Genomic DNA, 22,554 nt, shown 5'->3' on the forward strand with positions numbered 1-22,554 from the left:
TGGCGGACGGCCGCGTCGGCTACCGTGACAGCGCCTGTTTCACGTACGACCGCCGGAGGACCCGTGCCCCTGCTCTACACCATCGGCAAGCTCACCGTGGCGCCCGCGCTCCGGTTGGCCTTCCGTCCGCACGTGGAGGGTTTGGAGCACATCCCGGCGACCGGCGGCGCGATCTTCGCCAGCAACCACCTCTCCGTCGCCGACGAACTGCTCCTCGGCACCGTGGTGCCCCGCCACCTGGCGTTCTGGGCCAAGTCGGAGTACTTCAAGGGCACCGGGCTCAAGGGCGGCTTCTCCAAGTTCGTGCTCACCGGGCTGGGCGCGATCCCGGTCGAGCGGGCCGGCGGCCGGGCCGCGCTGACCGCGTTCGACGCGGCGATCCCGGTGCTCAAGGCCGGTGACCTGGTCGCCGTCTACCCGGAGGGCACCCGCTCCCCGGACGGGCGTCTCTACCGCGGGCGCACCGGCACCGTCCGGCTGGCGATCGCCGCCGGCGTGCCGATCATCCCGGTCGGCGTGACCGGCACCGACAAGGCCCAGCCGATCGGTACGCGGATCCCGCGACCGGGCCGCGCCAAGATCACCATCAAGTTCGGCAAGCCGCTGGACTTCACCGGCCGCCCCGACGACCGCACCTCGCTGCGCGCGATGACCGACGAGATGATGGCCGAGATCCAGAAGCTCAGCGGCCAGGAGTACGTCCCGCGCTACGCCCCGAAGCGCGCCGACCAGACCGCAGGCGACCAGGCCGGCGGCGAGCAGACCGCCTGAGCGGTCAGGACTTCGGCACCACCACGCGCTGGCGCAGGTCGTTCAGCAGCCGCCCGCTGTCGTCCACCGACAGCCGGGTGAACACGCCCGTGGTGAGGCTGCCGTGGTCGGCCGAGACGCAGACCACCACCGAGTCGCCGTCCGCCCGGCCCACGGCGCAGCGCTCGTGGCGCCCCCGTACGCCGGTGTCCACGGCCACCGACTCCTTCAGGGCGTAGTCCCCGGCGAGGCGGTCGAGTTCCGCCTTGGCGTCCGACTCCGGGCTGAACCGCAGCCCGGTGCTGCCGAACAACGTCACCCGCTTGCCGTCGCTCGTGCTGTAGATGCCGGCGAACGTGTCCTCGGCGAGCAGGTTCGCCTCGCGTACCTGGGATTTCAGCTCCTCGGCGGCGCTCCGGCTGCTCTCGTCCTGGCGCAGCCGCATCGAGTCGATCTGGTCCGGGAGGGTGGCGCTGGCCGGGTACTGGCTGGAGATCGGCTGGAACCACCAGAGCGGGAGGCCGCAGCAGCAGGCGACGGAGAGCAGCAGCACCCAGGGCCAGCGGCGCCGGCGGCGGGTCCGCTTGGGCGGCTGCTGCCAGCCCGGCGGCGGTGCGACAGGCGGCCCGGCCTTGCCCCGGCGCTGCTTCGGCGGCCGTCCGGGCTTCGCCGGCGGCGCGACGGGCGCCGCGGGCGGCAGCGGCCGGGCGGCGGGCGGACCGGGGTGGTGCGGCGGCGAGACCGGCCGGGCCGGTCCGGGGTACGGCGGGCTGTGCGGCGGTGGTGAGACCGGCCGGGCTGCGGGCGGCGCAGGGCGGGCCGGTGACGCCGGTTGCGGGGCGGGGTGGGCCGCCGGTGGCGCCGGATGGGCCGGGTGGGGGTTGTCCGGCGCGGCCCAGGGCGCGGTGTAGGGCAGCGTCGGCGTCGGCGGCGGCAGTTCGGGGGCGTGCAGCTCCCAGCCGGTGGTGTCCACCCCGGCCCACGGGTCGACCGGCGTGGCGTGCTCCGGCGATGCCAGCGGCGGCACCGGCGTGGGCTCGGCGGACTCGCCCCAGGCGGGCCGTCGCGGCGGCGGTGGCGGGACGGCGGCGGAACCGCTCCAGCGGGGCGCGGGCGCGTCGATCCGGGTCGGATCGGGGGTGTTCTCCACGCGGGTCGGGTCCGGCGTGTTCGCCGACGGCATGCGGTCTTGGGCGTTCTCGACCTTGGTGGGGTCAGGCGTGGCCGCGGCCCGGGGCGGCTGTGGCGCGATGTCGATCAGGGTCGGATCCGGCTGCCGCCCGGTCCGGGGAGTGGGTACGGGTGTGGTGCGGCCCGGAACCGCCGCGGATCCCCGAGCCCGGGTGACCGGTACGGGCGGAGTGCCGCCCGGCGCTCCGGCGTCGGCAGTCGGAGCCTCGTCGCCGGTAGGCGCGTCGGCCGGCATTCCGGCGTTGCCGGAGATGGCGTCGGCGGTCGTCGCGCTCGCCTGGGGGCCGGCCCTGCCGGTGGGGGCGGCGGCGTCGTCGGCCGGTGGGTGCGGGCTCGCGCTGTCGAGCGGGGCGGTGCTGGCCGGGTCCGCCGGTTCGGCTGCTTGGTCCCGCCGTGCCGGTTCAGCCTGCTCGGACGTTTCCGGGTGGTCGTCCCGCAGCGCCGGCTCGGCCGGCTCGTCCAGCCGCGCGGTTCCGGCCTGCTCCGACTGCTCGCTGGGCTCGCTGTCGGCGGCGCCGGACGGCTGGTCGGCCGCCGTCGCGCCGGATGTCCGGTCGTCGGCGGCCTCCGGTGTGCCGGACGGGGACGCCGGAGCCGAGGCGCCCGTGGCGTCCTCGGTGTCGGCGGCGGTCGCCGGCTCGGTGACGGACGGCATCTCGGCCCCGTCGGCCGGCCGGTCCGCCCCCGGCTGCGGCTGCGGCATCGCGGCAATCTCCTCTCGGCCCGTTGCGAGGTTAGTACCGCCCCGCCACCCGGGACGAATTCCGCCCCGGTCCCCGGCCCCACTCCGGTGATCAAGGAGTTCGTGCCCGTGGAAGCGCCGGACAGCACACAAACTCCTTGATCAACGCGGCGGACACGGGCGCGGGCGCGGGAGAAGGCGGGGGCACCGCGTACGCTTGGGCATCATGAGTGCCCCGTCCACGACCCCGCGTCCCGCCGCCGCCAACTCGGTCTGGCCCCGGCTGGAGCCGTTGCTGCCGCAGGTGACCAAGCCCATCCAGTACGTGGGTGGAGAGCTGGGAGCGGTGGTCAAGGACTGGGACGCCGCGACCGTCCGGTGGGCGCTGATGTACCCGGACGCGTACGAGGTGGGCCTGCCCAACCAGGGCGTGCAGATCCTGTACGAGGTGCTCAACGAGCTGCCCGACGTGCTGGCCGAGCGGACGTACGCGGTCTGGCCCGACCTGGAGAAGCTGATGCGCGCCCACGGCGTGCCGCAGTTCACCGTCGACGCCCACCGCCCGGTGCGTGACTTCGACGTGTTCGGCGTCTCGTTCTCCACCGAGCTGGGCTACACCAACCTGCTCACCGCGATCGACCTGGCCGGCATCCCGCTGCTCGCCGCCGACCGCACCGACGCCGACCCGGTGATCGTGGCCGGCGGGCACGCCGCGTTCAACCCGGAGCCGATCGCCGACTTCGTCGACGCCGCGGTGCTCGGCGACGGCGAGGAGGCGGTGCTGGAGATCACCGCCATCGTCCGGGAGTGGAAGACGGAGGGCTCCCCGGGCGGCCGCGACGAGCTGCTGCTGCGGCTGGCCCGCACCGAGAGCGTGTACGTGCCGCGCTTCTACGACGTCGACTACCTGCCCGACGGCCGGATCCAGCGGGTCGTGCCGAACCGGCCGGACGTGCCGTTCCGGGTGCACAAGCGCACCACCATGGACCTGGACGCCTGGCCGTACCCGAAGAAGCCCCTGGTGCCGCTCGCCGAGACGGTCCACGAGCGGTACGCGGTGGAGATCTTCCGGGGCTGCACCCGCGGCTGCCGCTTCTGCCAGGCCGGCATGATCACCCGCCCGGTGCGGGAGCGGTCGATCACCACCGTCGGCCAGATGGTCAAGGAAGGGCTGGAGTTCTCCGGCTTCCACGAGGTGGGCCTGCTGTCGCTGTCGTCGGCCGATCACTCCGAGATCGGCGACATGTGCTCCGGCCTGGCCGAGCAGTACGCGGGCACGAACGTCTCGCTGTCGCTGCCGTCGACCCGGGTGGACGCGTTCAACATCGACCTGGCCCAGGAGCTGTCCCGCAACGGGCGGCGGACCGGTCTGACCTTCGCGCCCGAGGGCGGGTCGGAGCGGATCCGCAAGGTGATCAACAAGATGGTGTCGAAGGAAGACCTCATCCGTACGGTGGTCACCGCGTACTCCAACGGCTGGCGGCAGGTGAAGCTCTACTTCATGTGCGGCCTGCCCACCGAGACCGACGAGGACGTCCTCGAGATCGCCGACATGGCGCACGAGGTGATCCGGGCCGGCCGCGCGGCCACCGGGTCGAAGGACATCCGCTGCACGGTCTCCATCGGCGGGTTCGTGCCGAAGCCGCACACCCCGTTCCAGTGGGCCTCGATGGAGCGGCCGGAGGTCATCGACGGCCGGCTCAAGCTGCTCAAGCAGGCGATCAACAGCGACCGGTCGCTGGGCCGGGCGATCGGCTTCCGCTACCACGACGGCGAGCCGTCGCTGATCGAGGGCCTGCTCTCCCGGGGCGACCGCCGGGTCGGCGCGGTGATCCGCAAGGTCTGGGAGAACGGCGGCCGGTTCGACGGCTGGAGCGAGCACTTCTCCTACCAGCGGTGGGTGGACGCCGCCACCGAGGTACTGCCGGCGTACGGCGTGGACCTCGACTGGTACACCACCCGGCAGCGCGAGGAGCTGGAGGTCCTGCCCTGGGACCACCTCGACTCCGGCCTGGACAAGGACTGGCTCTGGCAGGACTGGCAGGACTCGCTGTCGGAGTACGAGCAGGACGACTGCCGCTGGACGCCCTGCTTCGACTGCGGCGTCTGCCCGTCCATGGACACCGAGATCCAGATCGGCCCGACCGGCCGCAAGCTGCTGCCGCTCACCCCGGTCAACGGGCTGAAGCTGCCCGCAGCCGCCCAGGGCTGACGCCGCCCGCACTCACCGGAGCGCGGGAACCCGCCCGGGTTCCCGCGCTCCGTCGTCCTTCCCGGTGACCGTCGCGGTACGCGGGGTGGGGGTGCCCCGACTGGTCCTTCCTCGATACGCTGCGTCCGTAATGGACCGGCCGGGGCCGGCAGCGGGGAGGACAGGCAGCATGGGCATCAATCCGCCGGACACCGGCGATCTGCACGTCAGCGTCGAGGACCTGGATGCGGCGGCCGAGTACATCGAGCGCCTCAAGCAGTACGTCGAGGACACCATCTCCTGGGAGATGGAGCGCATCAAGGAGCGGATGAAGGGCGACAGCGGCAACGCGCAGACGGTGCCCAACGGCACCCCGTTCGGCGCGTACGAGGACGCCCGGATGCAATGGCAGGCGCTGACCACGTCCACCGCCAGCATGGAGGCCCACCTCAAGGCCATCTCCATGAAGCTGGCCGGCCTGAAGCAGGGCACACAGGACATCGCCAAGGCGTTCCGCGACGCCGAGGCCCGCAACGCGGCCAACGGCAAGGACATCGAGCGTCTGCTGGAGTCCGCGGCCCCGCCGCCGGACGCCGGTCAGCAGCCCACCTACCCGTACACGGCCTGAGGGGGAGACGGTCATGGCAGGAGGCACCTGGGAGCGTTGCGTCCGTGAGGTGACGCTCTCGGCGGACCCGGAAACCGTCGGATCGGTCGGCGCGGGCTGGAAGAACCTCTCCACGGCGCTCGGCCACCTACGCGACTCGCTGGTGGGCCGTTCGTTCGTCGGCCCGATCGCGGCCGGCCAGGAGCGCCCGCACACCGGCGGCCTGCCCGGGATGCTCGCCGGCTGGAAGGGCAGCGGCGGCGACGCGTACCGCGAGCACCTGTCCGAGATCGGCAAGGACATCGAGGAACTCATCACGCACGCCAGCAACGTCAGCGGCGCGCTGTCGCGGATCGAGGGCGACATCCGTACGGCGGTGGCGAGCATCCCGATCCCGCTGATGGACAACTTCGGCTGGAACGAGTGGAGCCTGCCCGGCGGCACCGAGCTGGACGACGCGCGCGACGGTGAGAGCCAGTCCGGCTTCCTCGCCGCGCTGCGCAGCGACTACCAGGGCAACCAGGCGTTGTACGCCGACGGCGCGTTCCGCGACAAGGCCGACGACCTCGAAGCCACCATGAAGATCGACGGCAACGCCAGCGACCAGAAGCGGGGCGGCTGGTGGGACACCAAGTCGCACCTCGACAACTGGTACCGCGACAACCAGCAGGCGGCCAACAAGGCGATGTCGCCGCTGCCGGCAGCGGTCGAGGCCGAGCGCCCCAAGTTGGCCGTACCCCGCCCCACGGACAGCGAACTGGGCGACGGCTACCGCGGCGACCCGCGGGTTCCCCCGACGGGTGTGCCCGGCGGCGGCCTGCCGGGTGGCGGCGCGCCCGGCGGCGGCATGCCCGGCGGTGGCGGCCCCATGCCGTCCATCGGCAGCACCGGCATCGGTGGTGGCACGCCCGGCGGCGGTTCGTTCACGCCGCCCCCCGGTGGGCCCGGCAGCGGCATCCCCGGCGGCGGCACCTACACCCCGCCGACCGCCGGGGGGATCCCCGAGCTCGGTGGCGCGCCCGGCTCGGGCACCCCGGAGTACGGCAGTGGTCTGGCCGGCGCGGGCGGGCCCGGCACGATCACCGCAGGCGGGCCGGGCACGCTCGGTCTGGGCGGCGGTGGCGCGGGTGGACTGAGCGCCGGTGGCGGCGGCTTCGGCGGTGGTGGCGCCGGCCTGGGCTCGGCCGGCGGGATCGGCGGCGGTGGGATCGGCGCGGCCGGCGGCATGGCCATGGGCGGCCTGCCCGGCATGGTCGGCGGCGGCAACGGCAAGGTTCCGCCACTGACCAGCGCGGCCAGCGCGTTGAAGGCCGCGGCCGCGGCGGGACCGGGCGGCGCGGGCGGCGCGCGTGGCGGGATGGCCGGTGCCGGGATGATGGGCGGCGGAATGATGGGCGGTCACGGCGGCGCCGGTCACGGCGGCGACGCGGCGGGGCACTCGTCATGGTTGACTGAGGACGACGATCCGTGGGGTGCCGGTGACGGTGCGTCCCCGGGCATCCTGCGATGAGGACGGACGGATGAAGGTGCACGTCGGCGCGCTCCGGCCGGTGACGGCCGGTCTGCTTGCCGGACTGATGCTGCTGGGTGCCGCCCAGCCGGCGGTCGCCGCGCCGCGCCGCGCCGAGCAGTGGTATCTGGACGAGCTGCGGATCGACCGGGCGCATCAGATCTCCACCGGGCGGGGCGTCGTCGTCGGCGTGCTGGACACCGGTGTGGACGCCGGGCACCCCGACATGCGGGGCCAGGTCCTGGCCGGGGGCAGCACCCGTGACTCCGGCGACGGCCGGCGCGACCCGGACGGCCACGGCACCCACATGGCCGGGATCATCGCGGCCAACGGGACCGGGGTGGTCGGCATCGCGCCCGACGCCCGGATCCTGCCCATCCGGAAGCCCGTCGGCGCGGCGGCCACCAAGGACGACTCCGCGACCGGCATTCGGATGGCCGTCGACGGCGGTGCGAAGGTGCTCAACCTGTCGTACGGCGGCGCCGGGCCCGTGGAGGAGGTCGAGGAGGCCGCGATCCGGTACGCGCTGGAGCGCGACGTGGTCGTGGTGGCCGCCGCCGGCAACGTCCGGCAGGCCGGCCCGGACGTCGTCTCACCCGCCAAGATCCCCGGCGTGATCGCGGTGACCGGCACGGTCCGGGGCGGGGGTTTCTGGTCCGGATCGGCCCAGGGCCCGGAAGCGGTGATCGCCGCGCCCGGCGACGAGGTCTACAACATCGGCCCGGACCGGGGCTATGGCTGGGGGGACGGCACATCCGACGCCGCCGCCGTCGTCTCCGGCGTCGCGGCGCTGATCCGGTCGAAGCACCCGAAACTCTCCGCGCCCGACGTGATCAACCGGATGATCCGTACCGCCCGGGACGCCGGGCCGCCCGGCCGCGACCCGCGGTTCGGCTTCGGCCGGATCGACCCGGTGGCGGCGCTCACCGCAGACGTGCCGTCGGTGTCGGCGAACCCGCTGCTCGGGGCCGCCGCGCCGAGCGCGTCCGCGCCACCGGCCGCCGCCGAGGACGACAACTTCGACGTGACGAAGTACGGCGACCGGGGCGGCCCCACCGACCAGCAGGTGATGGTGATCGGCATCGGCATCGCCGTGGCGCTCGTGGTGCTGCTGGCGCTCGTGGTTTTCCTGATCTGGAACCGCCGCCGTCACCGGCGTGAGCTGGCGAAGGTCGGCTCGATCCCGGACGAGGCGCTGGACCGGATGGACGCCGGTGGGCAGGGCCCGCCGGTGCCCGCCGGTCACGCCGCCCCGCCGCCCGGCTACGGCCCACCCGGCGGCTACCCGCCACCCGGCGCGCACCCCCAGCCGGGCGGCTACCCCCAGCAGGGCGGATACCCGCAGCCGGGTGGGTACCCCCAGCCCGGCGCGGGCGCCTACCCGCCCCAGGGCCAGGCCCACACCCCACCCGGCCAGAGCCCGTACGCCCCACCCGGCGACCCCCGCCCCTGACCGACCCCGCACCCGACCCGCCCCACAAACCCCCACCTCCCCCACCCCCACCCCCACACCGCCCAACCCGACGATCATGAAGTTGACGCCCAAGTTGATCTCCGATTTCGCCGTTAACCTCATGATCGACCGGGTGGAGATGGGGTGGGGTGGGGTGGGGGCGGGGGTCGGGGTTTGTGGGGGTTTGGGGTGGGTGGGGTGGCCCCGGGTGTGGGGCGCGGTGGGCGCTGCGTCAGGATGAGACCGATACGCAGGCACAGCCGAGGAGCTCACGATCGCCAGAAAGCCTCAACCCGAGGGCGGCCAGGCCCCCGTCGTCCAGCGGGTCCGTATCCGGTACGCCAAGCGTGGGCCGCTGCGGTTCACCTCGCACCGGGACTTCGCCCGGGCCTTCGAGCGCGCGCTGCGCCGGGCCGGCGTGCCGATCGCCTTCTCTCAGGGGTTCACCCCGCACCCGAAGATCTCGTACGCCTCGGCCGCCCCGACGGGAGTGGCGAGCGAGGCCGAGTACCTGGAGATCGGGCTCCGTGAGCCGGTCGACCCGGCACGGCTGCGTGAGGCGCTCGACGCCGCTCTCTCGCCCGGGCTCGACGTGATCGACGCGGTGGAGGCCGTCGGCGGCAGCCTGGCGGACCGGATCGAGGCGTCGTACTGGCGAATCGAGCTGCCCGAGGTCGACCCGAAGGTGCTCGCGGAGGCCGTGGCTGCCTTCACGGCCGCCGAGGAGATCCAGGTCGAGCGGATGACCAAGCAGGGGCGGCGTACCTTCGACGCCCGTGCGGCAGTGGTGTCGATCGATGCCATGGCTCCGGCTGAGACGCCTTCCGGGGCGGCGGCCGTACCGTGTGCGATACTCGAACTGGTCGTGCGGCAGGTCACCCCGTCCGTTCGGCCCGATGACGTCCTCTCCGGCCTCCGTGCGGTGGCCGCCCTGGAGCCGCCGGTCACCCCGAAGGTGATCCGGCTGGCGCAGGGCACGCTGACCGCGCAGGGCGAGATCGTCGATCCGTTGGAAGCGGATCGCGACGGGGCAACCATCGGAGAGCGCTGACCGTCGGTCAACGCTCTGGCAGGCAGACTTCGGCGGTCGCGCGTTTGCGCGCCCGGCGGAAACACCTTTGCGGCAACCCTGCGTGGCAGCGCTCACCCGCGCCCGGGGCGGCCAGAACTGGAGAACGTCCATGCTCGAGAACGAGCCCGAGGGCGGCGAACGGACCGGCGCAGAGCCGGCCGGGATGACCGCCGACAGTGCCACCACCGCCTCCGGCAGCGCCGCGAGCGCGACCTCTGCCGGCGCCGGGGGAGCCACCACGGAAGGCACCGTGGAGGGCGTCGCGGAGACCAAGCCGCCGGCCCGTAAGCGGGCCAGCCGCCGCAAGGCCGCTCCGCTGAACCAGCCGGAGCAGACCGACGCGCCGGTCGAGGCGTCCACCACGGTGACCGGCAGCGGCGAGTCGCCGCAGGCCGAGGTGCTCGCGCCGGTGGCCGGTGAGTTGGACACCGCGCCGAAGACCACCCGGCGGCGTCGTAAGGCGACGCCGGCGAAGGCGATCGAGGAGCCGGTGGCCGCGGCCGGTGTGGAGGCCGCCTCGGAGGAGGTCGTGCCGCCGGTCAAGGTGACCCGGACCCGTCGTCGCAAGGCCACGCCGGCTGCCGAGACCGTCGCGCCGGACGAGACCACCGCCGCGGGGCAGGCGCCCGCGGACGGCGTGATCGACGGACCGGTCTCCGCGCCCGGTGGCGACCTGATCGCCGAGGGACGCGCCGACATCGACGGCGGCGAGACCGCCGCACCGGGCGAGGCCGTCACCGCGGGTACCGCCGCCGAGACTGCACCGCAGGCCCCCACCGGCCGGCGCAGGGCCACCACCAGCAGGACCAAGGCCGCCGGCGCCGGCAAGGCGAGCATCGGCGGCATCGGTGAGACCACCGGCGAGGACGTCGAGGACGCCGAGGCCGAGGCCGTTGCAGACGCGAGCGCCTCGGCTGCGCGTACCGAAGAGGTGAACCTGGCCCGCAGCGGCGGCCCGGCCGACGCGACGGGCGTCGTGTCGACGGGTGCCGCCGTGCCGCGCGCGGCCGAGGAGCCGGCCGAGACGCCGCCGGCCACCAGCCGCCGGCGTCGTGCCGCGCTCTCCGCGCCGACCGTCCTGTTCATGGCGCCGCAGCCCGACGAGGCGCCGGCCGTCCAGGTGACGTACCCGGCCGCCGAGGAGCCGATCGAGGAAGCGGTCGAGACCGGCCGGCGCCGCCGTCGCGGCCGCCGTGAGGTCGAGCCGGTCGAGGCCGAGGTCGAGCCGGAGGTCGCCGAGGAGGAGTTCGCCGCCGAGGCCGAGGAGACCGCCGAGGGGGACGAGGACGACGAGACGGCCGCGGGCCGGCGTCGCCGCCGCCGGGGCCGCCGGGGTCGTGGCCGGGGCAAGGGCGGCGCGGACGAGGTCGACGACGAGGACGTCGAGGAGCCCGCCGCGGCCGAGGCCGAGGGTGAGGCCGAGGAGCCGGCGGAGGACGAGGAGGCCGAGGGCGAGGGGATGACCCGTCGCCGTCGCCGTCGTCGCCGCCGGGGCGCCGGGGAGGCGGACACCGCCGCCGAGGACGGCGTGCCGACCGTCGTCAAGATCCGTGAGCCGCGCAAGCCGGTCGACGAGGTGCAGGGTGTCTCCGGCTCGACCCGGCTGGAGGCCAAGCGGCAGCGCCGGCGGGACGGCCGCGAGCAGCGGCGTACGCGGCCGCCGATCCTGAGCGAGTCGGAGTTCCTGGCCCGCCGCGAGGCGGTGGACCGGGTGATGGTGGTCCGCCAGCGCGGCGACCGCACCCAGATCGCGGTGCTCGAGGACGGCGTGCTCGTGGAGCACTACGTCACGCGGAACTCGTCCGGCACGATGGCCGGCAACGTCTACCTGGGCAAGGTCCAGAACGTCCTGCCGAGCATGGAGGCGGCCTTCGTCGACATCGGGCGCGGGCGCAACGCGGTCCTGTACGCCGGTGAGGTCAACTGGGACGCCACCGGCCTGGAGGGCCGGGCCCGCTCGATCGAGCAGGCGCTGCGCTCCGGCGACTCGGTCCTGGTGCAGGTCACCAAGGACCCGATCGGGCACAAGGGCGCGCGGCTGACCAGCCACATCGCGCTCTCCGGCCGGCACCTGGTCTACGTGCCCAACGGCAACGCCTCCGGGATCAGCCGCAAGCTGCCCGACACCGAGCGTAAGCGGCTGCGGGACGTGCTGAAGAAGCTGGTGCCGGACGGCGCCGGGGTGATCGTCCGGACCGCGGCCGAGGGCGCCAGCGAGGACGAGTTGGCGCGCGACGTCAAGCGGCTCCAGGCGCAGTGGGAGGACATCCAGGCCAAGGCGACCGAGGGCGGCGCTCCGGTGCTGCTCTACGAGGAGCCGGACCTGGTCATCCGCGTGGTCCGGGACCTCTTCAACGAGGACTTCCGCGAGCTGGTCATCGAGGGCGAGCCCGCGTACGACCTGGTCGAGTCGTACCTGTCGCACGTGTCGCCGGACCTGGTGGCGCGGCTGCGCCGGCACGCCGGGGTGGCGGACGTGTTCGCCGAGTACCGGATCGACGAGCAGATCCTCAAGGGGCTGGACCGGAAGGTCTTCCTCCCCTCGGGCGGCTCGCTGGTGATCGACCGTACCGAGGCGATGACTGTCGTCGACGTCAACACCGGCAAGTACACCGGCTCCGGTGGCAACCTGGAGGAGACGGTCACCCGCAACAACCTGGAGGCGGCCGAGGAGATCGTGCGCCAGCTGCGGCTGCGCGACCTCGGCGGCATCGTGGTGATCGACTTCATCGACATGGTGCTGGAGTCGAACCGGGAGCTGGTGCTGCGCCGGCTCACCGAGTGCCTCGGCCGGGACCGTACGAAGCACCAGGTCACCGAGATCACCTCGCTCGGCCTGGTGCAGATGACCCGTAAGCGCATCGGCGCGGGCCTGCTGGAGGCGTTCAGCGAGACCTGCGAGTGCTGCAAGGGCCGGGGCGTGATCATCCACACCGAGCCGGTGCCGGAGAAGCCGCGCGGCGGGGCGGGGGAGAAGGTCAAGGCGGTCGCCTCGGCGGTCGCCGCGCCGGCCGAGGAGAAGGGCCGCCGCCGGGGCCGCAAGGCCGCCGCGGAGAAGCCCGCGGTGGAGGCCGCGCCGGAGCAGCCCTCCGCGCAGCCGCAGGCAGTCACCGAGGCGCCGGCCGCCCCGGAGCGGACCGTCGCCGAGGTGGTCGAGACCGACGACGACTACTACGACACCCAGGGCTACGACCTGTCCCGGTTCGAGACGGACACGCCCGCCGCCCCGGCGATCGCGGACAGCCAGGAGGGCGACTCGGCCCGGCTGGCCGCCGCCGACGACCCGGACGCGATCGGTGACGGAGACAACGACGACGACAGCGGCGCCCCGCGCCGGCGGGCGCGCCGTGGTGGTGCCCGGCGGCGTACGCGGCCGTGAGGCTTTAGCGCGCTGACCTGCGCGAACAGGGCCCCCGATCCGCCGGGAAGAGGCGGGGCGGGGGCCCTGTCGTGTCCGCCGAGCAGGGCGGAGAGGCACCGACCGGCAGCCCGGTTTGGGGGGCGGGCCGGGTATGGCGTACGCTTGCCTGCGGCGCACTTTGGTGTGCCGAGTTCCCGCGTGCCCGCGCCGCCGGTGTCACGGCTCCCGGCGAGACGCCGTGGGAACGACCGTCGACGGTGTGACAGCCGGCAACGGTGCAATAGACGCCAGCAGCCTCAACGACAGGGAGTCCGCCTCCGATGTACGCGATCGTCAAGACCGGCGGCAAGCAGTACAAGGTCGCCGAGGGCGACGTGATCGAGGTCGAGAAGCTCGCCGGTGCCCCCGGCGACGCGGTGAAGCTCACCGCGGTGCTCCTCGTCGACGGTGACGACCTGGTGACCGAAGCGGCGAAGCTCGCCAAGGTCGCGGTGTCCGGCGAGATCGCCGCGCACACCAAGGGCCCGAAGATCCGGATCCACAAGTTCAAGAACAAGACCGGCTACCACAAGCGCCAGGGTCACCGCCAGCCGCTGACCCAGGTCAAGGTGACCGGCATCTCCAGCGGGAAGTAGGTCGTCCTCCAATGGCTCACAAAAAGGGTGCGTCCAGCTCGCGTAACGGCCGTGACTCCGCGGCCCAGCGGCTCGGCGTGAAGCGCTTCGGTGGTCAGGTCGTCAGCGCAGGTGAGATCCTCATCCGTCAGCGTGGCACCAAGTTCCACCCCGGTGACCTGGTCGGCCGTGGCGGCGACGACACGCTGTTCGCGCTGGCCGCCGGCTCGGTGCAGTTCGGCACCAAGCGCGGTCGCAAGACCGTCAGCATCGTGCCTCAGCAGTAGTTCTGTAAGCGTTGCGGGCCGCGGACCTCGAGTCCCGGCCCGCTTCGCTTTTCCCCGTGCGGGGCGGACCCCGCTGGAAGGATTGGCGTCGTGACGACGTTCGTTGACCGGGTCGTCCTGCACATGCAGGCCGGCGACGGCGGGCACGGCTGTGTCTCGATCCACCGGGAGAAGTTCAAGCCGTTCGGCGGGCCGGACGGCGGCAACGGCGGCCACGGCGGCAGCGTGTCGCTGGTGGTCGACCCGCAGGTCACCACGCTGCTCGACTTCCACTTCCGGCCGCACCTGAAGGCCGAGAACGGCAAGGGCGGCGCCGGCTCGAACCGGGACGGCGCCAACGGCCGTGACCTGGTCATCAAGGTGCCGAACGGCACCGTCGTGCAGAGCCTCGACGGCGAGGTGCTGGCCGACCTGGTCGGCGTCGGCACCACGTTCGAGGCGGCCCGGGGCGGCCGGGGCGGGCGCGGCAACGCCTCGCTGGCGAACGCCCGCCGCAAGGCGCCGGGCTTCGCCGAGCTGGGTGAGCCCGGCGACCGGCTGGACGTCGTGCTGGAGCTCAAGAGCGTCGCCGACGTGGGCCTGGTCGGCTTCCCGTCGGCGGGCAAGTCGTCGCTGATCTCGGTGATCTCCGCGGCCAAGCCGAAGATCGCCGACTACCCCTTCACCACGCTGGTGCCCAACCTGGGCGTGGTGCGGGTGGACAACCACACCTTCACCGTCGCCGACGTGCCGGGCCTGATCCCGGGCGCGGCCAGCGGCAAGGGCCTGGGCCTGGAGTTCCTCCGCCACGTCGAGCGCTGCGCCGTGCTGGTGCACGTGATCGACACCGCGACGCTGGAGCCCGGACGCGACCCGCTCGCCGACATCGACGCCATCGAGTCGGAGCTGTCCCAGTACGGCGGCCTGGCCGACCGGCCCCGGCTGGTCGCGCTCAACAAGGTCGACGTGCCGGACGGCAAGGATCTCGCCGACATCGTCCGCCCCGACCTGGAGGCGCGCGGCCTGCGCGTGTTCGACGTCTCGGCCGCCACCCGGGAGGGCCTGCGGGAGCTGACGTACGCGATGGCGGAGCTGGTCGACCAGGGCCGCCGCGCCGCCCCACCGGCCGAGCCGACCCGGATCGTGATCCGCCCGAAGGCGGTCGACGACGCCGGCTTCACCATCGAGGCCGAGCCGGACGGCTCGTACACGGTGCGCGGCAGCCGGCCGGAGCGCTGGGTGAAGCAGACCAACTTCGACAACGACGAGGCAGTGGGTTACCTGGCCGACCGGCTGGCCCGCCTCGGCGTCGAGGAGAAGCTCGCGAAGGCCGGCGCGCAGGCCGGTGACCTGGTGCGCATCGGCGACCGGGAGTTCGACTGGCAGCCGACGCTCTACGCCGGTGTCGACTTCGTGCCCGGTAACCGGGGCACCGACGTACGGCTGGAGGAGAAGTCGAACCGTCCGTCGGCGTCCGACCGGCTGGCGGCCCGCAAGGCCCGCCGGGTCCGGCCGGAGGACGAGGTCGAGGCCGCGCCCGCGGCGGAAGCGGACGCCGAGTAGCCGTTTGCGGGTCGGTGGCGGGAAACCTGCGCGAAATCCGGCCGATCTAGCGTACGGACATGTTGATCGAGTCCCGTCCCGCCACCGATCCGGAGATCGCCGCGCTCGTCGTCGCCCAGCAGCGTGAGCTGCGCGACGCGGACGGCGGGCTGGACGGGCAGGTCACAGTCGTGCACACCGACATCCACTACCTGGCCGCCGTGGTGGGCGGCCGGGCGGTCGGCTGCGGTGGGCTCCAGGCGCTCGACGCCGACACCGGCGAGCTGAAGCGGATGTACGTACGGCCGGCGTACCGGGGGCGGGGCATCGCCCGGCAGTTGCTCGTGGCGCTGGAGGAGCTGGCGTTCCAGCAGGGGCACCGCATTGTGTGCCTGGAGACGGGCACCTACCTGCCGGCCGCGATCGGGCTCTACCGGTCCAGCGGTTACGAGCCGATCCCGGTCTACGGCGAGTACGTGGACAACCCGTACAGCGTCTGCTTCGCGAAGCGGCTGCCGGTGGCGGCCTGACGCTCAGGCGCTCGTCTGCGCGTGCGGCGCGGTGACCGGCTTCGACTCGGGGCTGGCGTGCTGGCGCAGCACGATGCTGAGCAGGATCAGCACGCCCACGGCGAGGAACTCGCTCTGCCAGTTCTGCATCGACTGGAACCAGAAGTCGCTGGTGCCGAGGAACTGCCACGCGCTGATCGGGGCGGCGCCGCTCTCCAGCGCCTGCTCCTGGTTGTAGGCGGCCACACCGCCGAACAGGTGCCCCAGGAACGCGCCGCCGAAGATCATCAGCAGTGCGATGGCGAGGCTGTTGCGGTAGACCACGAGCGGCAGCCCGCCGGCGCGTACCGGCCACGGTGAATCGGGGCGGGCGTGGTCGCGGTCGTCCTCCGGGCGGTCCGTCTGGTCCTCCGGCTTCGACTCGGCCGAGCCCTTCTGCACCAGGTACGCGGTGAGCAGCACGTAGCCGCCCATCTGGAGGAACTCCGACTCCCAGTTCTCGAACACCGCCTCGGCGAAGTGCCCGGTGCCGAGATAGGCCCACCAGCTCAGCGGCTCGGCGCCGTACCGGCTCAGCTCCTCGTTGTGCACCTGCCAGCCGAACACGCTCTGGAGCAGCAGGAAGACCAGGAACGCGCCGAGCATGGCGACCGAGAGCATGTTGTCGCGCAACCACCGTGGCATCGCCGGACCTCCTCGACCCGCTCGCGATTGCCCTCCTGCCCGGCGTCGGGCCGGGGCAAACGCCGCACCGGCGTGTCGCGCCTGGTCAGGGGCGGTCGAAGGGGGCCTCCACCCGGGTGCCGGTGCCGAGGTTGTTGTTCAGCAGCAGGCCGGCGGCGAGCATGCCGAAACCGAGGACCAGGTGCAGCCAGTTGTCGGCATCGTTCACCGGTACGAAGTTGACCGACGTGTCCCGGTCGATGGCGAAGCCGTACAGCCACAGCACCAGGTAGAGCGCGCCGCCGACGGCCAGGAACACCCGTGCCCCGGCCAGCCGCCGGGCCATCACCAGACCGACCAGGCCGAACAGCAGGTGCACCAGGTTGTGCAGCACCGAGACCTGGAACACCCCGAGCAGCTTCGCCTCGGAGTGGTGCCCGGCGAACGTCATCTCGCCGTAGTGCGTGGTGATGCCGGGCACGAAGCCGAGCACGCCGATCAGCGCGAAGAGAGCCGCCGCCGCGAGGGCGACCTTCTGCACCGCAGGCCGGGCGGACGCGTGTTCGTGCAGGTCACGTGCCATCCCTGTCACCCCCGTGGAACTCGCCGCCGCCCGGGCGGGCGGGCACCCCATTGTCTGACCGGGGTGGGGCGCTCCCGCAGAGAATTCACGAATCAGGCATGGAGCCGCCGACCTGGGGTAGGGCACTTGTCACGCGGAAACAAATCCGCGTACCCCCCGAAGACACCCGCTGGGAAGTACGAGCGGAAGGGACACCATGACTCAGGATCTTTCCCCCAGTTCGGCCACGTACCAGTCGACGAACGGTGGTGGCGGTGTGCGTGACCAGGCCCGCCAGGTCGGCTCCGACGCCGCGAACGCGGGCGGCGCCGTCGCGCAGACCGCCAAGGAGCAGGGCCGGGAGGTGGTGGGCGAGGCCAAGCGGCAGGCCCGCGACCTCTACGGCGAGACCCGCAGCCAGGTCACCGCGCAGGCCGGTCAGCAGCAGCAGCGCGCCGCCAGCGGACTGCGGTCGCTCGCCGACGAGATGCGCACCATGGCGCAGCAGGGTGGCGGCTCCGGACCGGTCACCGAGCTGGCCCACCAGGCGGCCGAGCGCGTGCACGGCGTGGCCGGCTGGCTGGAGCAGCGCGAGCCGGGCGACCTGCTCAACGAGGTGAAGACCTACGCCCGCCGCAACCCCGGCACGTTCCTCGTCGGGGCGGCGCTGCTCGGCGTGGTCGCCGGGCGGCTCACCCGCAACATCGCCGCGATCGGCGACGACAGCACGGCGCGGCCGGCGTACGACCCGGACCGCACCGCCGTCATCCCGACCGCCCGTGAGGTGCCGGACCAGGTCCCGCCGGGCGGCTACCTCGACCCGACGCCGGGCAGCTACGCCGAGCCGGACCCGGGCTACTCCGCGCCGGGCGCGACCTACCCGGCCGGCGGCGCCCCGAACACCTGGGCCGACCCGGCGGGTGGCACCGGTCAGCCGCTGCCGCCGCCGGAGCGCACCGACCCGCTGCCGGGTGTCCCGTCGACCGGCGCTCCCCGCCCGTGACCGGCCGCACCGGCAGAAGGGAGGCGACGGCATGACCGTACCCACGCAGGACCCCGGCTATCAGGCGGCTGGTGCCCCGCCCCACGCCGACGAGGTGCGCGGCAGCTCGCTCGGCGACCTGATGCGCCAGGTCACCACCGACCTGTCCACGCTGATGCGCCAGGAGGTCGAGCTGGCCAAGGCGGAGATCCGCCAGGAGGGCAAGAAGGCGGGCAAGGCTGCCGGACTGTTCGGCGGCGCCGGCTTCGGCGGCTACATGGTGGCGCTCTTCGTCTCGATCGCGATCTGGCAGTTCCTCGACAACGTCATGGACTCCGGGCTGGCCGCGTTGATCGTGGCCGTCATCTGGGCCGCTGTCGCGGCGGTCCTGTACTCGATGGGCAAGAAGAACGCCGAGCGGATCCGCGGCCTGAAGCAGACCAACGACAGCGTGCAGCGCATCCCCGACGCGCTCAAGCCGCACCCGGAGGGAGTCATCCGATGAGCACCGATCCCGAGCAGATCCGCCGCGAGATCGAAGCCACCCGCAACAACCTCAGCTCGGACGTGGACGCCCTGGCGTACAAGGTCAGCCCGAGCCGCATCGTCGACGACCGCAAGCAGCGTGTGCGCAGCGCGCTGACGAACGTGAAGGACAAGGTGATGGGAACCGCTTCGGACCTCGGCCACAGCACCGGCCACGCCGCCCACTCGGTGGGCGACCACGCCTCCTCGATGGCCTCCTCCGTGGGCGACAAGGCGCAGTCCGCCGCCGCCACGGTGAGCGACGCCGCCCACCGGGCGCCGCAGGTGGTGCGGCGCAAGTCCGAGGGCAACCCGATCGCCGCCGGCGTGATCGCCTTCGGCGTCGGCATGCTGGTCTCCTCGCTGATCCCGGCCACCCGCCGTGAGCAGCAGGTCGCCGCGCAGGTCAAGGAGAAGGCCGCCGAGCACGGCGGGGTGGTGAAGGAGAAGCTGGGCGAGGTCGCCGGTGAGCTGAAGGAGGAGCTGCGCGAGCCGGCGCAGCACGCCGCCGAGTCGGTGAAGGCCACCGCGCAGGACGCCGCGCACACCGTCAAGGACGACGGCCGCGCCGCCGCCCACGACGTCCGGCACAGCGCCGAGCAGGTGCGGTCCTGAAGGTCCGCGCTCTCGGTTGGGAAGGGCCCCTTCTTATCGCCAGGCGATAAGAAGGGGCCCTTCCTTACACCTCGGCGCGCAACGGTGGGGGCAGCGTCCCGGTCTCCACCCAGAGCACCAGATCGTCGGGGCGGCGCCGCGTCATCCGCCGGCGCAGGACACGTGTGGGGTGGGCCGCCGTCCGCAGCCGGGCGCCCGCGTAGGGCACGCCGCCGCGCAGCCGCCGGCCCACCGCCAGCCACGCGCACAGGCCGCGTTCCAGCACCCAGGCGGGAGCCGCCAGGCTGGTGTGCGCCGGGAAGACCCGGGCGCCGCCGGCCCGTCGCCGGCCCAGCTCCGCCACTGCCACCGTCGCCAGCCCGGCGCGCAGCAGCAGCCCGGGCCGGCGGGTGGCGAGCGCGACAGCCGTCGCCGGCAGCACCGCCAGCGCGGCGAGCAGCCACACCGGCCGGGCCGTCTCGTCGTACGCCTGGCGGACGCGCTGCCCGAGGAAGTGCGCGGCGGCGGGCGGTAGCCGCCGCACGTACAGCCACGCCGGGGTGGCGGTGCTGCCGCCGTACGCGCGCACGGTGCGGACCAGCTCCAGGTTCTCGAAGAGCACGTCGGGGTCGTAGCCGCCCATCGCCAGGAACGTGCTCCGCCGCACCCCGAGCGTGCCCGGCCAGTCCCCGCCGAACACGCGGGCCAGCAGCGTCCGGCCGGTGTCCCACCAGGCGTGCCAGGGCAGCGGGTCGAAGTGGTTCTGCGGCCGGACCAGGTCCACCCCGTCCAGCAGCTGGTGCACCGCGCACAGGGCCGCCCGGTCGTACCGGACGTCGTCGTCGGCGATCACCACGTGCTCGTGCCGGGCCAGCGCGACGCCGGTGAGCACGCCGAGCACCTTGCCGTTGCGCCCGCGCAGCGCCGGATCGGGCGGCACGTGCCGGACCAGCCCGCGCCAGGCTTCGGCGTGCCGGGCGAACAGCTCCGGCGCCGATCCGTCGACCACCACCACGTCGACCCACCGGCTCAGCTCGCGCAGGTACCCGGTCAGCTCGTCCAGGCCGCCGTCGTCGTGGGCGCGCAGCGGCAGGACGTACGCCATCGGCAGCCGGACCGGCGCGGACGCGGCGCCCTCGTCGCGTGGCGGCGCGGCGGTCGGTCGGGTCATGTCGTCTCCCCTCGTGCCGGGTGACGCGACTTGCCCGGAATGCGGCTGCTGAAACCGTTTCGGGCGGGCTGTGTCGGGTAGCGCAGCCGGATATCGCGGCCGGCGAGATCGACCCCGGCTTGGCCCGGTTCAGCGCGGCGGGCGTACCCCACCGGCCGGGCGTACGCCGTCGGCCGGGCGTACCCCGTCGAGCACCAGCCCGGCGGGCGGCAACGCCGGCATGGAGCCGAGGTCGAGCGCCAGGTCCTGCGGCGGTACGCGGTAGCTCATCGCGCCGGTCAGGTTCGTCACCGCCCGCTTCATCAGCTCGATCGTGATCCACTCACCGGCGCAGCGGTGGCCGGTGTAGTGGTCGCCGCCGCCCTGCGGGACCAGGCCGAACGGGTCGTCGCGCCAGCCGGCGAAACGCTCCGGGCGGAACCGTTCCGGCTCGGGCCACACGTCGGGGTGGTGGTTCGTGCCGTACAGGTCGAGCAGCACCCGCCGGCCCTGCGGGAACGAGTACCCCCGCCACTGGAACGAGCGGCGTACCCGGGCCGCAGCGACCGGGAAGAACGGGTAGTAGCGGCGTACCTCCTGCACGAACTGCTCGGTCGCGGCGTCGTCGCCGGGTAGCCGGTCCCGCCAGTGCGGGTGGTCGTGCAGCGCCAGCGCGGCGAAGACCACGTACCGGTCGACCGCGACGGTGGGGCGCAGCACGTTCAGCAGCTCCACGGCGGCGATCCGGCGGGGGAGCGGGAGGCCCCGTTCGTCCCGGTGCCCGGCCACCACCGCCAGCGCGGTGCCCTCCGGTGCGGGCACCGCGCCCGCGCGCACCCGCTCGATCAGCTCGCCGGCCCAGCGTTGCGCGTGCCGGCGGCCGAGCCGTCCGCGCCAGTGCCGGGGGCCAAGCGCGGCCGGCGCCTCGATCATCGCGTGCATCTCGGCGGTGCGGCGCGGCACGTCGGCCTCGGCCAGCGGCACCCCGGCCCAGGCCCAGACCGTACGGGTCAGGATCTTTCCCACCTCGTCGTAGAGCACCACCGGGCCGCCCTCGGCCCAGTCGCGGATCCGGGCCCGCCACTGCTCGTCGAAGATCTCCCCGAGGCGGCGGATCGCGGCCGGCGTCATGATCGACATGAACATCGCCTTGCGGACCAGGTGGGCCTGCCCGTTGAGGCCCTGCACGCCGCCGACGCCGGTGAGCGTGCGCTGCCCGCGCATCGGCATGGCGCCGCGCCGGACGAACCGCTCCTCGTCGTAGAACAGCTCGGCGGCCTCCCGGCCGCGCAGGCAGATCGTCGGCTCCAGCAGCAGCCGGGTCTGGAAGACGTCGGTGCCGAGGCGGTCGCAGCGGTCGCCGACGAAGCGGTAGCCCTCCCGGAGGAACGCCAGCGTGCTGTCCGGGCTCCGGTCGCTCGGCATGGTGCTCATCTCGGCTGCTCCTGACGCGGTTCGGCGGCGCTGCCTACCTACCCGGGTCGGCGCGGCCGAACCCTCCATTCCAGCAGCTCCGGCCCCGTGGGGGAGGGGCCGGCCACGCGAGCCGGTGCTGGCCCCTCCCTGGGCACGGAAAAGCTGGTTGGCTCGGGTTCGCGGACCGGCGGCGACCGGCCCGCCGCCCGCCGCCGCGACGTCCGGCGGGCGTCACCGACCACGGGGGAGGGCACCGATGCGTGACGACAGGGCGGCACGACGGCACCGCGAGGCACCGGCCCGGCTGCGCGGCGACGGCCGCGACGGGCCGCTGATCGGCACGCCCCGGCGCGCCGCCGGCCGCCCGCCGCGTTACTTCACCGTGCACCTGGGCTTCGCCGCCACCGATCCCGCCGTCGCGCGGGAGCACGCCGTGGCGTACGCCGAAGCACTCGGCCTGCTCCGCCCGGAGCTGGCGCTCGGCGCGGCGGCGCTGTCCCCGGCGGACGCCTGGCACCGCGCCGAGCGGCTGTTCTGCGACGCCGCCGGGCCCGACGGCGAGCGCTGCGCCGACGTGGCCGGTCACCCCGGCTTCCACCACGCGCCCGGTCCGGGCGGCCTCGGCTGGGGCGACGGTGACTGAGGTGCGCTCAGTCCAGGTCGAACTCGCCGTCCTGGGCGCCCGCGACGAACGCGTCCCACTCGGCCTGGGTGAAGACCAGCACCGGCCCGTCCGGCTCGGCGGAGTTGCGCATGCCGATCAGGTCGTCGACGAAGGCCACTTCGACCGCTCCCTCGGAGGTGTCGCCCTCAGCCCGCTGCCAAACCGCCCGGGAGAGGTCGAAATCGCCCTTGGGGTGCTGACCCATCGCTGTTCCTCCATCGCCATGCGTAACGAGACGGCCCGAGCGGAC

General features: G+C 73.7%; 21 protein-coding genes. 15 read left to right on the forward strand and 6 right to left on the reverse strand.

Annotated features, from left to right (window positions below):
* Positions 1 to 63: 63 nt before the first annotated feature.
* Positions 64 to 771, forward strand: coding sequence for a lysophospholipid acyltransferase family protein (locus tag FHX31_RS04430; protein ID WP_013288019.1), 708 nt, complete (start codon positions 64 to 66; stop codon positions 769 to 771).
* 4 nt (positions 772 to 775) lie between these two features.
* Here FHX31_RS04430 and FHX31_RS04435 read toward each other — a convergent pair whose 3' ends face one another.
* A complete protein-coding gene (locus FHX31_RS04435) occupies positions 776 to 2,644 on the reverse strand; it encodes a hypothetical protein (protein ID WP_184975175.1) in 1,869 nt (622 codons plus the stop codon).
* Between the two features lie 205 nt (positions 2,645 to 2,849).
* On the opposite strand from FHX31_RS04435, the gene FHX31_RS04440 reads away from it, so the two are divergent.
* The 10 genes from FHX31_RS04440 to FHX31_RS04485 all read left to right on the forward strand — a co-directional run bounded on the left by FHX31_RS04440 (position 2,850) and on the right by FHX31_RS04485 (position 15,769).
* A complete protein-coding gene (locus tag FHX31_RS04440; protein WP_013288017.1) occupies positions 2,850 to 4,835 on the forward strand; it encodes a TIGR03960 family B12-binding radical SAM protein in 1,986 nt (661 codons plus the stop codon).
* A 169-nt stretch (positions 4,836 to 5,004) separates the two neighbouring features.
* A complete protein-coding gene (locus FHX31_RS04445; RefSeq protein WP_013288016.1) occupies positions 5,005 to 5,442 on the forward strand; it encodes a hypothetical protein in 438 nt (145 codons plus the stop codon).
* A 13-nt stretch (positions 5,443 to 5,455) separates the two neighbouring features.
* The gene (locus tag FHX31_RS04450) at positions 5,456 to 6,931 is read left to right on the forward strand and encodes a hypothetical protein (RefSeq protein ID WP_184975178.1); all 1,476 of its coding nucleotides are present in this window, start codon (positions 5,456 to 5,458) and stop codon (positions 6,929 to 6,931) included.
* Positions 6,932 to 6,941: 10 nt separating this feature from the next.
* Positions 6,942 to 8,384 (forward strand): type VII secretion-associated serine protease mycosin, encoded by a 1,443-nt coding sequence (gene mycP, locus FHX31_RS04455; RefSeq protein ID WP_184975181.1) that lies wholly within the window; start codon positions 6,942 to 6,944, stop codon positions 8,382 to 8,384.
* 331 nt (positions 8,385 to 8,715) lie between these two features.
* The gene (locus tag FHX31_RS04460; RefSeq protein WP_083395316.1) at positions 8,716 to 9,435 is read left to right on the forward strand and encodes a TIGR03936 family radical SAM-associated protein; all 720 of its coding nucleotides are present in this window, start codon (positions 8,716 to 8,718) and stop codon (positions 9,433 to 9,435) included.
* 130 nt (positions 9,436 to 9,565) lie between these two features.
* Positions 9,566 to 12,835, forward strand: a complete 3,270-nt coding sequence (locus FHX31_RS04465) for an Rne/Rng family ribonuclease (RefSeq protein ID WP_184975184.1) — start codon at positions 9,566 to 9,568, stop codon at positions 12,833 to 12,835.
* A 302-nt stretch (positions 12,836 to 13,137) separates the two neighbouring features.
* A complete protein-coding gene (gene rplU, locus FHX31_RS04470; RefSeq protein ID WP_013288011.1) occupies positions 13,138 to 13,452 on the forward strand; it encodes a 50S ribosomal protein L21 in 315 nt (104 codons plus the stop codon).
* 11 nt (positions 13,453 to 13,463) lie between these two features.
* Positions 13,464 to 13,718: a 50S ribosomal protein L27 gene (gene rpmA / locus FHX31_RS04475; protein ID WP_013288010.1), complete on the forward strand. Its 255-nt coding sequence runs from the start codon at positions 13,464 to 13,466 to the stop codon at positions 13,716 to 13,718.
* A gap of 90 nt (positions 13,719 to 13,808) precedes the next feature.
* Positions 13,809 to 15,260, forward strand: a complete 1,452-nt coding sequence (gene obgE, locus FHX31_RS04480; RefSeq protein WP_013288009.1) for a GTPase ObgE — start codon at positions 13,809 to 13,811, stop codon at positions 15,258 to 15,260.
* A gap of 59 nt (positions 15,261 to 15,319) precedes the next feature.
* Positions 15,320 to 15,769, forward strand: coding sequence for a GNAT family N-acetyltransferase (locus tag FHX31_RS04485; RefSeq protein ID WP_184975187.1), 450 nt, complete (start codon positions 15,320 to 15,322; stop codon positions 15,767 to 15,769).
* Positions 15,770 to 15,772: 3 nt separating this feature from the next.
* On the opposite strand, the gene FHX31_RS04490 is transcribed toward FHX31_RS04485, so the two are convergent.
* Both FHX31_RS04490 and FHX31_RS04495 read right to left on the reverse strand, forming a co-directional pair.
* Positions 15,773 to 16,432, reverse strand: a complete 660-nt coding sequence (locus FHX31_RS04490) for a DUF6766 family protein (RefSeq protein WP_184975191.1) — start codon at positions 16,430 to 16,432, stop codon at positions 15,773 to 15,775.
* Positions 16,433 to 16,517: 85 nt separating this feature from the next.
* Positions 16,518 to 16,994, reverse strand: a complete 477-nt coding sequence (locus FHX31_RS04495; protein WP_184975194.1) for a DUF4383 domain-containing protein — start codon at positions 16,992 to 16,994, stop codon at positions 16,518 to 16,520.
* A 196-nt stretch (positions 16,995 to 17,190) separates the two neighbouring features.
* Here FHX31_RS04495 and FHX31_RS04500 point away from each other — a divergent pair, with 196 nt between their 5' ends.
* The 3 genes from FHX31_RS04500 to FHX31_RS04510 are packed head-to-tail and all read left to right on the forward strand — an operon-like array spanning position 17,191 to position 19,095.
* Complete coding sequence (locus FHX31_RS04500; protein WP_013288005.1) at positions 17,191 to 17,976, forward strand: hypothetical protein; 786 nt, start codon at positions 17,191 to 17,193, stop codon at positions 17,974 to 17,976.
* A 31-nt stretch (positions 17,977 to 18,007) separates the two neighbouring features.
* Positions 18,008 to 18,460: a phage holin family protein gene (locus FHX31_RS04505; RefSeq protein ID WP_013288004.1), complete on the forward strand. Its 453-nt coding sequence runs from the start codon at positions 18,008 to 18,010 to the stop codon at positions 18,458 to 18,460.
* Positions 18,457 to 19,095, forward strand: a complete 639-nt coding sequence (locus tag FHX31_RS04510) for a DUF3618 domain-containing protein (protein WP_013288003.1) — start codon at positions 18,457 to 18,459, stop codon at positions 19,093 to 19,095. Before FHX31_RS04505 ends, FHX31_RS04510 begins: the two co-directional genes overlap by 4 nt.
* Positions 19,096 to 19,159: 64 nt before the next feature.
* Here the strand turns inward: FHX31_RS04510 and FHX31_RS04515 are convergent, their stop codons facing one another.
* Both FHX31_RS04515 and FHX31_RS04520 read right to left on the reverse strand, forming a co-directional pair.
* Positions 19,160 to 20,245, reverse strand: coding sequence for a glycosyltransferase family 2 protein (locus FHX31_RS04515; protein ID WP_091330975.1), 1,086 nt, complete (start codon positions 20,243 to 20,245; stop codon positions 19,160 to 19,162).
* Between the two features lie 129 nt (positions 20,246 to 20,374).
* On the reverse strand, positions 20,375 to 21,658 hold the full coding sequence (locus FHX31_RS04520; protein ID WP_184975197.1) for a cytochrome P450: 1,284 nt from the start codon (positions 21,656 to 21,658) through the stop codon (positions 20,375 to 20,377).
* A gap of 238 nt (positions 21,659 to 21,896) precedes the next feature.
* Between FHX31_RS04520 and FHX31_RS04525 the strand changes: the two genes are divergently transcribed.
* Entirely contained in the window at positions 21,897 to 22,283 is a 387-nt protein-coding gene (locus tag FHX31_RS04525) for a hypothetical protein (protein WP_013288000.1), read from the forward strand.
* Positions 22,284 to 22,290: 7 nt separating this feature from the next.
* Here FHX31_RS04525 and FHX31_RS04530 read toward each other — a convergent pair whose 3' ends face one another.
* On the reverse strand, positions 22,291 to 22,509 hold the full coding sequence (locus FHX31_RS04530; RefSeq protein ID WP_013287999.1) for a DUF397 domain-containing protein: 219 nt from the start codon (positions 22,507 to 22,509) through the stop codon (positions 22,291 to 22,293).
* Positions 22,510 to 22,554 lie beyond the last annotated feature (45 nt).

Source organism: Micromonospora sp. CNZ286, from assembly GCF_014207755.1.

Coding starts and splice junctions, on each gene's coding strand:
- FHX31_RS04450 (WP_184975178.1), top strand. CDS start 5,456: ATGGCAGGAGGCACCTGGGAGCGTTGCGTCCGTGAGGTGACGCTCTCG.
- rplU (WP_013288011.1), top strand. CDS start 13,138: ATGTACGCGATCGTCAAGACCGGCGGCAAGCAGTACAAGGTCGCCGAG.
- FHX31_RS04485 (WP_184975187.1), top strand. CDS start 15,320: ATGTTGATCGAGTCCCGTCCCGCCACCGATCCGGAGATCGCCGCGCTC.
- rpmA (WP_013288010.1), top strand. CDS start 13,464: ATGGCTCACAAAAAGGGTGCGTCCAGCTCGCGTAACGGCCGTGACTCC.
- FHX31_RS04440 (WP_013288017.1), top strand. CDS start 2,850: ATGAGTGCCCCGTCCACGACCCCGCGTCCCGCCGCCGCCAACTCGGTC.
- FHX31_RS04495 (WP_184975194.1), bottom strand. CDS start 16,994: ATGGCACGTGACCTGCACGAACACGCGTCCGCCCGGCCTGCGGTGCAG.
- FHX31_RS04515 (WP_091330975.1), bottom strand. CDS start 20,245: ATGACCCGACCGACCGCCGCGCCGCCACGCGACGAGGGCGCCGCGTCC.
- FHX31_RS04490 (WP_184975191.1), bottom strand. CDS start 16,432: ATGCCACGGTGGTTGCGCGACAACATGCTCTCGGTCGCCATGCTCGGC.
- FHX31_RS04505 (WP_013288004.1), top strand. CDS start 18,008: ATGACCGTACCCACGCAGGACCCCGGCTATCAGGCGGCTGGTGCCCCG.
- FHX31_RS04510 (WP_013288003.1), top strand. CDS start 18,457: ATGAGCACCGATCCCGAGCAGATCCGCCGCGAGATCGAAGCCACCCGC.
- FHX31_RS04445 (WP_013288016.1), top strand. CDS start 5,005: ATGGGCATCAATCCGCCGGACACCGGCGATCTGCACGTCAGCGTCGAG.
- FHX31_RS04530 (WP_013287999.1), bottom strand. CDS start 22,509: ATGGGTCAGCACCCCAAGGGCGATTTCGACCTCTCCCGGGCGGTTTGG.
- FHX31_RS04520 (WP_184975197.1), bottom strand. CDS start 21,658: ATGAGCACCATGCCGAGCGACCGGAGCCCGGACAGCACGCTGGCGTTC.
- FHX31_RS04525 (WP_013288000.1), top strand. CDS start 21,897: ATGCGTGACGACAGGGCGGCACGACGGCACCGCGAGGCACCGGCCCGG.
- FHX31_RS04500 (WP_013288005.1), top strand. CDS start 17,191: ATGACTCAGGATCTTTCCCCCAGTTCGGCCACGTACCAGTCGACGAAC.
- mycP (WP_184975181.1), top strand. CDS start 6,942: ATGAAGGTGCACGTCGGCGCGCTCCGGCCGGTGACGGCCGGTCTGCTT.
- FHX31_RS04435 (WP_184975175.1), bottom strand. CDS start 2,644: ATGCCGCAGCCGCAGCCGGGGGCGGACCGGCCGGCCGACGGGGCCGAG.
- FHX31_RS04465 (WP_184975184.1), top strand. CDS start 9,566: ATGCTCGAGAACGAGCCCGAGGGCGGCGAACGGACCGGCGCAGAGCCG.